Origin of the sequence: Neptuniibacter sp., from assembly GCF_024231755.1 — a bacterium.
Classification (GTDB): Bacteria; Pseudomonadota; Gammaproteobacteria; order Pseudomonadales; family Balneatricaceae; genus Neptuniibacter.
Genome location: NZ_JAAEQH010000008.1, coordinates 1 through 12,534, shown reverse-complemented (window position 1 = coordinate 12,534; position 12,534 = coordinate 1). Strand labels below are relative to the sequence as shown.

Genomic DNA, 12,534 nt, shown 5'->3' with positions numbered 1-12,534 from the left:
TGGTCAGGTACTGGCTGCTCCAGGTTCTATCACTCCTCACACTCGTTTCGAAGGTGAAGTATACGTACTGTCCAAAGAAGAAGGCGGTCGTCACACTCCATTCTTCAAAGGCTACCGTCCACAGTTCTACTTCCGTACAACTGACATCACTGGTGCTTGTGAGCTGCCAGAAGGTGTAGAAATGGTAATGCCAGGTGATAACGTACAGATGGACGTTACCCTGATTAACCCAGTTGCGATGGAAGAAGGTCTGCGTTTTGCGATCCGTGAAGGCGGTCGTACAGTAGGTGCAGGCGTTGTATCTAAAATTGTTGAATAAAATCAACAATTAGGTGTTGCCAAGAGATAGGGAGGCTTATACAATACGCCTCCCTATTATGCAGTAGGCCAGTGGCTCAATTGGCAGAGCAGCGGTCTCCAAAACCGCAGGTTGGGGGTTCGAGTCCCTCCTGGCCTGCCAATCCATTCTGGATTGGCATCTTAAGAAACAAGCATTTAGTAACCCTGAGGCCCTAAGCGTGAATGCGAAAGTAGATTCCGAAGGTTCAAAGTTTGACTCCCTTAAGTGGGTAGTTGTAGTCGCGATTGTGGCTGTTGGTGTGGTGGGTAACTCTGTCTACGCTGATCAGTCTCTGTTCTATCGCGTAGTGGCTTTGATTGTTTTGGCATTGGTTGCGGGTTTTGTTTCTTTGCAGACAGCAAAAGGCAAAGCGTTTTTTACTCTGTTTAAAGAAGCTAAACAGGAAATTCGCAAGGTTGTATGGCCGACACGTCAGGAAACAGCACAGACAACAGCGATTGTTGTTGTGGTTGTTCTTATCGTGGGTTTGATGTTGTGGGGGCTGGACTCGTTGCTGAGCTGGCTGGTATCTGGAGCTATAGGTTAAGAGGCGATAGGCATGTCTAAGCGTTGGTATGTTGTACATGCGTACTCCGGGTACGAAAAGCGTGTGATGAATACGCTGAAAGAGCGAATTGATCTGCATCAGATGCAGGATCTTTTTGGTGAGGTGTTAGTGCCTACCGAAGAGGTTGTAGAGATCCGTGATGGTAAGAAGCGCAAATCTGAGCGTAAATTCTATCCGGGTTACGTGCTGGTTCACATGGATATGAACGATGAGAGCTGGCATTTGGTTAAGAATACACCGCATGTACTGGGTTTTATTGGTGGTACTGCAGGTAACCCAGCGCCAATCACTGAAGCAGAAGCGAATGAGATTCTGAGTCGTGTTGAGAGTGGTGTTGATAAGCCGCGTCCTAAAACGGTATTTGAGCCAGGTGAAATGGTTCGTGTTATTGATGGGCCGTTTGCTGACTTTAATGGCGTGGTTGAAGAGATTAACTACGAGAAGAACAAGCTGCAGGTTGCGGTATTGATCTTCGGACGTTCTACTCCGGTAGAATTGGATTTCGGTCAGGTCGAAAAAGCCTGATCTAGAGCTTTTAGGAATAACCTCAGCGAGAGCTGGGGTTTTTCTGTCTTGAGAAAATGGGGAGCCGAGAGGCGTTTGAACCCGCTAGGAGTACATTGAAAAATGGCTAAGAAAATCGAAGCTTATATTAAGCTGCAGGTTCCAGCCGGTGGTGCGAATCCGTCACCTCCAGTAGGTCCAGCACTGGGTCAGCATGGTGTGAACATCATGGAATTCTGTAAGGCGTTCAATGCTCAGACACAGAGCATGGAAAACGGTCTGCCAGTTCCAGTTGTAATCACTGTTTACGCTGATCGCAGCTTTACTTTCATCACTAAGACGCCTCCAGCGGCAGTTCTGCTGAAAAAAGCAGCTGGCCTGAAGAGTGGTTCTGGTCGTCCAAATACTGAGAAAGTGGGTAACGTTACTCGCGCTCAGATGGAAGAGATCGCTACTGTTAAAATGCCTGACCTGACTGCTGCTGATATGGACGCGGCTGTTCGTACTATCGCAGGTACTGCGCGTAGCATGGGTCTGATTCCGGAGGGTGATGAGTAATGGCTAAGCTAACTAAACGTCAGAAGCTAATCGCTGAGAAAGTTGAAGCGGGTAAAGCTTACTCTATTGAAGATGCAGTATCTCTGCTGTCTGAACTGTCTACTGTTAAGTTCAAAGAGACTGTTGATGTTGCAGTAAACCTGGGTGTTGATCCACGTAAATCTGATCAGGTTGTTCGTGGTTCTACTGTTCTGCCAAACGGTACTGGTAACGATGTTCGCGTAGCTGTGTTTGCACAGGGTGAAAACGCTGAGAAAGCAAAAGAAGCTGGCGCTGATGTTGTAGGTTTCGAAGATCTGGCTGAGCAGATGAAAGGTGGCGATCTGGACTTTGGTGTTGTTATCGCAACTCCAGACGCAATGCGCGTTGTTGGTCAGCTAGGTCAGGTTCTGGGCCCACGTGGCCTGATGCCAAACCCTAAAGTTGGCACAGTAACTCCAGACGTTGTTACTGCAGTTAAGAATGCAAAAGCTGGTCAGGTACGTTTCCGTACTGACAAAAACGGCATCATTCATGCTGGTGTTGGTAAAGCAGATTTCGAAGCGGCTGCTATCAAGCAGAACATCGAAGCACTGGTTGCTGACCTGAAGAAGCTGAAACCAGCTTCTGCTAAAGGCGTGTATCTGAAGAAAGTAACTCTGTCCACTACTATGGGTCCAGGCTTACTGGTTGATCAGGCTTCTTTGGAAGTTTAATCAACATGAAAGGTTTTTTGAGGGTCTTCTGTACCTGTTACACAGAGATGAAGGCCGTCAAAGACCGCAGGTGATAAGGGAGACCTTATCTTAATGGGCAAAACCAGCCTGCGCAGACGGTGAGATTCTGTATTTGAATCAAACCACCGTACTCGGAAGCCTCAGAAATGGGGCGGTTGGTAATAAGTCGAAAGACTACTCCAGGAGTAAATCGTGGCATTAGGACTCGAAGATAAAAAAGCGATCGTCGCTGAAGTCCAGGAAGCTGCATCTAGTGCTCTGTCTGCTGTTGTTGCGGATTCCCGTGGCGTTGAAGTGGGCGATATGACTGCACTGCGTAAAGAAGCTCGTGAAAACGGCGTATGGCTTAAAGTTGTACGTAACACACTGGCTAAGCGCGCAGTTGAAGGCACTGACTATGCATGCCTACAGGACACTTTCAAAGGTCCAAGTATCATTGCGTTCTCTACAGAACATCCGGGCGCTGGCGCTCGTATTCTGAAAGATTTTGCGAAAGGTAATGATAACTTTGAACTGAAAGCAGCAGCATTCGAAGGTGAAATCGTAGACGTAGCTATGCTGGCAAGCCTGCCAACATACGACGAAGCGATTGCGAAGCTGATGGCTTGCATGAAAGAAGCTGCAGCCGGCAAACTTTGCCGCACTATTGCAGCCGTTCGCGACCAGAAAGAAGAAGCTGCGTAAGTTTATACGCAACTTTATTTATACAAGTTTTAATGAGCCTTCGGGCTTACAAATATCAGGAATATAGAAAATGTCTCTGACTAACGAAGATATCCTAAACGCAATTGCTGAAATGTCTGTTAAAGACGTTGTGACTCTGATCGAAGCAATGGAAGAAAAATTCGGTGTAACTGCAGCTGCTGCTGTTGTTGCTGGTGGTGCTGCTGGCGGCGACGCTGGTGCTGCTGAAGAGAAAACTGAATTTGACGTTATCCTGACTGCTGCAGGCGACAAGAAAGTTAACGTAATCAAAGCAGTACGTGGCGCTACAGGTCTTGGCCTGAAAGAAGCTAAAGGCATCGTTGACGGCGCTCCAGCTGCTGTTAAAGAAGGCGTTAGCAAAGAAGAAGCTGAAGAACTTCAGAAAGCACTGGAAGAAGCTGGCGCTTCTGTTGAAGTTAAGTAATAACTTCAATGCTATTCCGAACAGAATATCTGTTCGAAGTGCTGACGGCTGGTGACTATATGTCACCGGCCTTTTTCCGTTATTTATAGACAGCAAATAAATAGCGGTAACACAGTCCGAAACGGGTTTTCGGCCTGCTTATAAATTGGTGCACTTGCTGGGGAACACTGATGGCTTATTCATACACTGAAAAGAAACGCATCCGTAAGGACTTCGGTAAATTGCCGCAAGTAATGGATGTGCCTTACTTGCTGGCAATACAGCTCGACTCCTATAAAAAGTTTTTGCAGACAGGAGTTGAAGCAGCAGATCGTTTAGATGCTGGTCTGCATGCGGCATTTAACTCTGTCTTCCCAATCGTGTCCTATTCCGGAAATGCATCTCTGGAATATGTTGGCTACCGTCTGGGTGAGCCTGTATTTGACGTTAAAGAGTGTCAGATACGCGGTATTACTTACGCTGCTCCTCTGCGCGTAAAAGTTCGTCTGGTTATCTATGACCGTGAATCCAGCAACAAAGCCGTAAAAGACATCAAGGAACAGGAAGTCTACATGGGCGAAATGCCCCTGATGACTGAAAACGGAACTTTCGTTGTTAACGGTACTGAGCGTGTAATCGTATCTCAGTTGCACCGTTCACCAGGTGTGTTCTTCGACCATGATAAAGGTAAAACACACTCCTCTGGTAAGCTGCTCTACTCTGCGCGAGTAATCCCTTACCGTGGTTCCTGGTTAGACTTTGAATTTGATCCAAAAGACAGTCTGTTCGTACGTATCGACCGTCGTCGTAAGCTGCCGGCAACTATCCTGCTGCGCGCACTGGGTTATGAAGCTGAAGAGATTCTGGATATCTTCTTCGACAATACTTCATGGTCTCTGACTGACGAAACGATCAACATGCAGCTGGTTGCTGACCGCCTACGTGGTGAAACACTGTCTTTTGAAGTGAAAGATCCTGATGGCAATGTGATTGTTGAAGCGGGTCGTCGTATTACGCCGCGTCATATCCGTCAGATGGCTAAGGCCAACATGGAAGAGCTTGAGGTACCAATGGAGTACCTTCAGGGTAAAGCGATCGCTAAAGATATCGTTGACCCGGCTACAGGTGAGTTGATCTGTGGAAGCAACGCTGAGATTACAGAAGAACTGGTTGAACAGCTGCGTGCTGCTAAGATCACTGGGTTCGAAACTCTGTACACTAACGACCTGGATTGCGGTCCGTTCATCTCAGATACGCTGCGCAACGATCCTACCCGTAACCAGCTGGAAGCTCTGGTAGAAATCTACCGCATGATGCGTCCTGGTGAGCCACCTACAAAAGAATCTGCTGAAGCGCTGTTCGAGAATCTGTTCTTTACAGAAGAGCGCTACGACCTGTCTGCAGTTGGACGTATGAAGTTCAACCGTCGCCTGGCACGTGAAGAGGTAACAGGTTCTGGCGTACTGGATAAAGAAGACATTCTGGAAGTGATGAAGACCCTGATCGATATCCGTAACGGTAAAGGCACCGTTGATGATATCGACCACCTGGGTAACCGTCGTATCCGTTCTGTTGGTGAAATGGCAGAGAACCAGTTCCGCGTAGGTCTGGTACGTGTTGAGCGTGCAGTTCGTGAACGCTTGAGCATGGCTGAATCTGATAACCTGATGCCACAGGATCTGATTAACGCTAAGCCAGTTGCAGCAGCAATCAAAGAGTTCTTTGGTTCCTCTCAGCTGTCTCAGTTCATGGACCAGAACAACCCGCTGTCAGAAGTTACACACAAACGTCGTGTATCTGCACTGGGTCCAGGTGGTCTGACACGTGAACGTGCAGGCTTTGAAGTACGTGACGTACACCCAACACACTACGGTCGTGTATGTCCTATCGAAACACCTGAAGGTCCAAACATCGGTCTGATCAACTCCCTGGCAACCTTTGCTCGTACTAACGACTATGGTTTCCTGGAAACGCCTTACCGCCGTGTAGTTGATAGTAAGGTTACCGATGAGCTGGATTACCTTTCAGCTATTGAAGAAAACACTTTCGTAATCGCGCAGGCATCTGCGACGATGGATGAAGAAGGTCGTCTGACAGATGACATGGTTACCGTTCGTCACCTGAACGAAACGACAGTAATGGCGCCTGAGAAAGTTCAGTACATGGACGTTTCTCCACGTCAGGTTGTATCTGTAGCAGCATCTCTGATCCCATTCCTTGAGCACGATGATGCGAACCGTGCATTGATGGGATCAAACATGCAACGTCAGGCGGTTCCAACTCTGCGTGCTGACAAGCCGCTGGTAGGTACAGGTATCGAGCGTAACGTTGCGCAGGACTCCGGTGTATGTGTTGTTGCACGTCGCGGTGGTCTAATTGAATCTGTTGACGCGAGCCGTATCGTTGTTCGTGTAAATGATGATGAAGTAACGGCAGGTGATGCGGGTGTAGATATCTACAACCTGACTAAGTACACGCGTTCTAACCAGAACACTTGTATCAACCAGCGCTCTATTGTTAACCCAGGCGATATCGTTAAGCCGGGTGACGTAATGGCAGATGGTCCATCTGTTGATATGGGTGAGCTGGCACTGGGTCAGAACATGCGTATCGCGTTCATGCCTTGGAATGGTTACAACTTCGAGGACTCCATCCTGATCTCCGAGCGTGTTGTTCAGGAAGATCGTTTCACGACTATCCACATTCAGGAACTGACCTGTGTGGCACGTGATACTAAGCTGGGTTCTGAAGAGATTACTGCGGATATCCCTAACGTAGGTGAGTCTGCACTGGCTAAGCTGGATGAAGCGGGTATCGTTCACATCGGTGCTGAAGTAGGTCCTGGCGACATCCTGGTAGGTAAAGTAACGCCTAAAGGTGAAAGCCAGCTAACTCCAGAAGAAAAACTGCTGCGTGCGATCTTCGGTGAGAAGGCTTCTGACGTTAAAGACACATCTCTGCGAGTTAAGACAGGTACGGTTGGTAAAGTTATCGACGTACAGGTATTCACGCGTGATGGTGTTCAGAAAGATGAGCGTGCACTGTCCATCGAGAAGTCTGAGCTTGATGCGATCCGTAAGGATCTGAACGAAGAATACCGTATTGTTGAACAGGCTACTTTTGAGCGTCTGGAAAAAGTACTGGTTGGCCTGAAAGCTGACGGCGGTGCTGGTCTTGCAAAAGGTACAGAAATTACTTCTGAATTCCTGTCTGGTCTGGCTAAAGGCGAGTGGTTCAAAATCCGCGTTGCTGATGAAAATGCCGCAGAACAGCTGGAACTGGCTGAGAAGCAGCTGGAAGATCGTAAAGAGTCTCTGGACAAGCGCTTCGAAGATAAGAAAGGCAAGCTACAGACGGGTGACGATCTGGCACCTGGCGTTCTGAAAATTGTTAAGGTTTATGTTGCTACCAAGCGTCGTGTACAGCCTGGTGACAAGATGGCCGGTCGTCACGGTAACAAGGGTGTTATCTCCGTTATCATGCCGGTTGAAGACATGCCATACGATGCAAACGGTGAGCCGGTTGATATCGTACTGAACCCACTGGGTGTACCTTCACGTATGAACGTAGGTCAGATCCTTGAGACTCACATGGGTATGGCAGCTAAAGGTCTTGGTCGTCGCATCAATGAGATGCTGGATCAGGAACGTGAGCGTGTAGAAACTGTTAAGGAAGTTCGTGGCTTCCTGGATAAAATCTACAATGCTGATCTGGGTGCAGGCATGAACAGCCGTACAGAAGATCTGGACAGCTTCTCTGATGATGAAATCATGGAACTGGCTAAGAACCTGTGTGGTGGTGTTCCTCTGGCAACTCCAGCGTTTGACGGCGCTAAAGAAGTTGAGCTGAAGTCGCTGCTGCGTCTGGCTGGGCTGGATGATTCAGGTCAGACTACACTGTTTGATGGCCGTACTGGTGATCAGTTCGATCGCCCAGTAACTGTAGGTTACATGTACATGCTGAAACTGAACCACCTGGTAGACGACAAGATGCATGCGCGTTCTACTGGTTCTTACAGTCTGGTTACTCAGCAGCCGCTGGGTGGTAAGGCTCAGTTCGGTGGTCAGCGCTTCGGTGAGATGGAGGTATGGGCACTTGAAGCATACGGTGCTGCCTATACTCTGCAGGAGATGCTCACAGTTAAGTCCGATGACGTGAATGGTCGTACTAAGATGTATAAGAACATCGTAGACGGCGATCACCGTATGGAGCCGGGTATGCCGGAATCCTTCAACGTACTTATCAAAGAGATCCGTTCTCTGGGTATCGACATCGAGCTCGAATCTGAATAAGTACTAAACGTATACCAGGCGGGGGTCGCTCATTAGAGCGGCCTCAAGCAAGAACTCCGTTAGGAGCTTGAAAGAATGAAAGATCTGCTGAATCTGCTGAAAACACAGGGCCAATCTGAAGAGTTCGACTCTATCAAGATCTCTTTGGCCTCTCCGGAAATGATCCGTTCTTGGTCGTACGGTGAAGTAAAAAAACCGGAAACCATTAACTACCGTACCTTCAAGCCAGAGCGTGAAGGTCTGTTCTGTGCCAAAATCTTTGGCCCGGTAAAAGATTACGAGTGTCTGTGCGGCAAGTACAAGCGCATGAAGCACCGTGGTGTTATCTGTGAGAAGTGTGGCGTAGAAGTTACACTGGCTAAAGTTCGTCGTGAGCGTATGGCGCACATCGAACTGGCTTCTCCAGTTGCACACATCTGGTTCCTGAAGTCTCTGCCATCCCGTATCGGTTTGATGCTGGATATGACACTGCGTGATATCGAACGTGTTCTGTACTTCGAATCTTTCGTAGTAATTGATCCAGGTATGACTACGCTTGAGCGTGGCCAGCTGTTGAACGATGAGCAGTACTTCGAAGCACTGGAAGAGTTTGGTGATGACTTCGACGCACGTATGGGTGCAGAAGCGGTTAAAGAACTGCTGTCTTCCATCGAGCTGGAAGAAGAAGTTAATCAGCTGCGTGAAGAGCTGCCGCAGACTAACTCTGAGACTAAGATCAAGAAGCTATCCAAGCGTCTGAAACTTCTGGAAGCTTTCTACAAGTCAGGTAACAAGCCAGAGTGGATGATCCTGGAAGTACTGCCAGTACTGCCACCTGATCTGCGTCCTCTGGTGCCGCTGGATGGTGGTCGTTTCGCGACATCTGATCTGAACGATCTGTACCGTCGTGTTATCAACCGTAACAACCGTCTTAAGCGTCTGCTTGACCTTAATGCTCCAGATATCATCGTACGTAACGAAAAGCGTATGCTGCAGGAATCTGTTGATGCATTGCTAGATAACGGTCGTCGTGGCCGTGCGATTACTGGCTCTAACAAGCGTCCTCTGAAATCTTTGGCTGACATGATCAAAGGTAAGCAGGGTCGTTTCCGTCAAAACCTTCTAGGTAAGCGTGTTGACTACTCAGGCCGTTCTGTAATCGTAGTAGGTCCATACCTACGTCTACACCAGTGTGGTCTTCCTAAGAAGATGGCACTTGAGCTATTCAAACCATTCATCTTCTCTAAGCTAGAGCTTCGTGGTCACGCGACTACAATCAAAGCTGCTAAGAAGATGGTTGAGCGCGAAGAAGCGCTGGTATGGGATATCCTGGATGAAGTAATCCGTGAACACCCAGTACTTCTTAACCGTGCACCAACACTTCACCGTTTAGGTATACAGGCGTTTGAGCCTGTACTGATCGAAGGTAAAGCGATTCAGCTGCACCCACTAGTTTGTGCGGCATACAACGCCGACTTCGACGGTGACCAGATGGCGGTACACGTACCGCTGACTATCGAAGCACAGCTTGAAGCGCGTGCTCTGATGATGTCTACCAACAACGTACTGTCTCCAGCGAACGGTGAGCCAATCATCGTACCTTCTCAGGACGTTGTACTGGGTCTTTATTACATGACTCGTGACCGTGTAAACGCGAAAGGTGAAGGCATGGTCTTCTCCGATATCGAAGAGATTGCGCGTGCACAGGGTGCAGGTCAATTAGATCTGCAAGCGAAGATCAAAGTACGTATCACTGAAAGTATCCGTGATATCGAAGGTAACCTGGAAACAGTTACTGAAATGAAGGAAACAACTGCGGGTCGTGCACTGCTGTTCGCAATTGTTCCAGATGGTCTTCCGTACGAGTTGGTTAACCAGCCGATGAAGAAGAAGGCGATCTCTCGCCTTCTGAACGAAGCGTACCGGCGCTGTGGTCTGAAAGATACAGTTATCTTTGCCGACCAGCTGATGTACATGGGCTTCCGTCAAGCGACTATGTCTGGCGTATCTATCGGTGTTAACGACTTCGAAATCCCTGAAGAGAAAGTAACCATTATCGATGAAGCAGAAGCTGAAGTAATGGATATCGAGCGTCAGTTCGCTGACGGTCTGGTAACTCAGGGCGAGAAATACAACAAGGTTATCGATATCTGGTCTCGTGCTAACGAACTGTTGGCTAAGAAGATGATGGATAACCTGAAAACAGAGCCGGTTGTAACGAAAGAGGGTGAAGAATCCGAGCAGGAATCCTTCAACTCTGTATACATGATGGCCGACTCTGGTGCCCGTGGTAGTGCTGCTCAGATTCGTCAGCTCGCGGGTATGCGTGGTCTGATGGCTAAGCCGGATGGCTCTATCATCGAAACGCCGATCACTGCGAACTTCCGTGAAGGTCTGAACGTACTACAGTACTTCATCTCGACCCACGGTGCTCGTAAAGGTCTGGCCGATACCGCACTGAAAACTGCGAACTCCGGTTACCTGACTCGTCGTCTGGTAGACGTAGCGCAGGACGTAGTAATTACAGAGCACGACTGTGGCACAGAAGAAGGTCTGGTCATGGTTCCTCTGATAGAAGGCGGCGACGTAGTAGTTGCGCTAGGCGATCGAGTTCTGGGTCGTACTGTAGCGATTGACGTTCTGGACCCACAGGGTGAAGACGTTCTGATCGAAGCCGGTACGCTGATCGATGAAGCATGGAAACACCGTCTGGAAAATGACGACAAGTACTCTTCAATTGATGAAATTACGGTACGTAGTGCGATCACTTGTCGTACGCGTCACGGTATCTGTGCGAAATGTTACGGTCGTGATCTGGGTCGTGGCCATCTGGTTAACCCAGGTGAAGCTGTCGGTGTTATCGCTGCGCAGTCTATCGGTGAGCCAGGTACACAGCTGACCATGCGTACGTTCCACATCGGTGGTGCGGCATCCCGAGCTGCTGCTGTAGACAGCATTCAGGTTAAGAATGGTGGTGAGATCCGTCTGCACAACCTGAAGTTTGTAGAGCGTCCTGATGGTGCATTGGTTGCAACTTCCCGTTCTGGTGAACTGGGTGTAACTGACGAGCATGGCCGTGAGCGTGAGCGTTACAAGCTGCCATACGGTTCTGTGATTAAAGTTAAAGACGGTAGCACTGTGGAAGCAGGCGATATCGTTGCTAACTGGGACCCTCATACTCACCCAATCATCTCTGAGGTGGCGGGTAAAGTTGAGCTGTCAGGTATGGAAGACGGTATTACCGTTAAGAGCCAGACTGATGAGCTGACAGGTCTGTCGACTACTGAGGTCCTGGACGCTAAAGATCGTCCGGCTGCAGGAAAAGATATCCGTCCAATGATCAAACTGGTTGATGCGAAGGGTAACGACGTACTGCACACTGGTTCCGATTCTGCAGCACAGTATCTGCTACCAGCGAAAGCGATCATGAACCTTTCCAACGGTGCAGATGTTCAGGTCGGTGACGTCCTGGCGCGTATCCCTCAGGAAGGTACAGTAAACAAAGATATCACCGGTGGTCTGCCGCGTGTTGCTGACTTGTTCGAAGCGCGTAAGCCGAAAGAGTCTGCAATTCTGGCGGAAGTTTCCGGTCTGATCGGTTTCGGTAAAGAGACAAAAGGTAAGAAGCGTCTGGTTATCTCTCCAAACGATGCTGAGCCACATGAAACTATGATCCAGAAATGGCGTAACCTGAACGTGTTCGAAGGTGAGCACGTTGAGAAGGGTGAGGTTGTTTCTGATGGTCCATCTAACCCACACGATATTCTGCGTGTCCTGGGTGTAGAAGAACTGGCTAAGTACATCACAGGTGAAATTCAGGACGTATACCGTCTGCAGGGTGTAGGTATCAACGATAAGCACATCGAAGTTATTGTTCGTCAGATGTTGCGTAAAGTTGAGATCGTTTCTGCGGGTGACTCTACATTCATTCCAGGTGATCAGGTTGAATACCAGGCAGTTATTGCTGAAAACGAAGAGCTGGAAGCAGCGGGCAAGATCCCTGCTAAGTTCGATCGCGTGCTGCTGGGTATCACCAAAGCTTCCCTGGCTACAGAGTCCTTTATCTCTGCAGCATCCTTCCAGGAAACAACACGTGTCCTGACAGAAGGTGCCGTAACAGGCAAGCAGGACTTCCTGCGTGGTCTGAAAGAAAACGTGGTTGTAGGTCGACTGATCCCAGCGGGTTCTGGTCTGGCTTACCACGAAGAACGCAAGCGCAAGCGTGCTCAGCCTGCTGAAGGTGAGAGCGTGACTGTGAGCGCAGAAGAAGTGCAACAGGCACTGACTGAAGCGCTGAATGCGTCTATGCCAGATGCGGAATAACTATTTATTGAATAAATAGTGTTCAGTATTTGACGATCGGGGCCGGAATTGATTAAAATTCCGGCCCCTTTGTTGGTTGGGTTTGAAAAAATCCAATTTTTTATGGTGTTAAATCAAAACGTGGAGTTTGCTTAATGGCAACGATT

The 12,534-nt window shown here is 48.7% G+C and carries 8 protein-coding genes, 1 tRNA gene and 1 pseudogene; all 10 read left to right on the top strand.

From position 1 onward, the window contains the following. Positions 1-319, top strand: a pseudogene (gene tuf / locus GY843_RS00360) (elongation factor Tu); the annotation flags it as partial. A 65-nt stretch (positions 320-384) separates the two neighbouring features. Further along, positions 385-460: transfer RNA gene (locus GY843_RS00355), tRNA-Trp, on the top strand. 58 nt (positions 461-518) lie between these two features. Continuing rightward, complete coding sequence (secE, locus tag GY843_RS00350; protein ID WP_297305738.1) at positions 519-887, top strand: preprotein translocase subunit SecE; 369 nt, start codon at positions 519-521, stop codon at positions 885-887. Positions 888-899: 12 nt separating this feature from the next. Then, positions 900-1,433, top strand: coding sequence for a transcription termination/antitermination protein NusG (gene nusG / locus GY843_RS00345; RefSeq protein WP_297305737.1), 534 nt, complete (start codon positions 900-902; stop codon positions 1,431-1,433). Positions 1,434-1,535: 102 nt separating this feature from the next. Further along, entirely contained in the window at positions 1,536-1,970 is a 435-nt protein-coding gene (gene rplK, locus GY843_RS00340) for a 50S ribosomal protein L11 (protein WP_297305736.1), read from the top strand. Beyond that, entirely contained in the window at positions 1,970-2,665 is a 696-nt protein-coding gene (gene rplA / locus GY843_RS00335; protein WP_297305735.1) for a 50S ribosomal protein L1, read from the top strand. The genes rplK and rplA overlap by 1 nt, the downstream gene beginning before the upstream one ends. Before the next feature lie 213 nt (positions 2,666-2,878). After that, positions 2,879-3,370, top strand: coding sequence for a 50S ribosomal protein L10 (gene rplJ / locus GY843_RS00330; protein WP_297305734.1), 492 nt, complete (start codon positions 2,879-2,881; stop codon positions 3,368-3,370). Between the two features lie 70 nt (positions 3,371-3,440). Next, complete coding sequence (gene rplL, locus GY843_RS00325; protein ID WP_297305733.1) at positions 3,441-3,815, top strand: 50S ribosomal protein L7/L12; 375 nt, start codon at positions 3,441-3,443, stop codon at positions 3,813-3,815. A 170-nt stretch (positions 3,816-3,985) separates the two neighbouring features. Further along, entirely contained in the window at positions 3,986-8,086 is a 4,101-nt protein-coding gene (gene rpoB / locus GY843_RS00320; protein ID WP_297305732.1) for a DNA-directed RNA polymerase subunit beta, read from the top strand. 75 nt (positions 8,087-8,161) lie between these two features. Then, the gene (gene rpoC / locus GY843_RS00315; protein ID WP_297305731.1) at positions 8,162-12,388 is read left to right on the top strand and encodes a DNA-directed RNA polymerase subunit beta'; all 4,227 of its coding nucleotides are present in this window, start codon (positions 8,162-8,164) and stop codon (positions 12,386-12,388) included. The last annotated feature ends 146 nt before the right edge of the window (positions 12,389-12,534 follow it).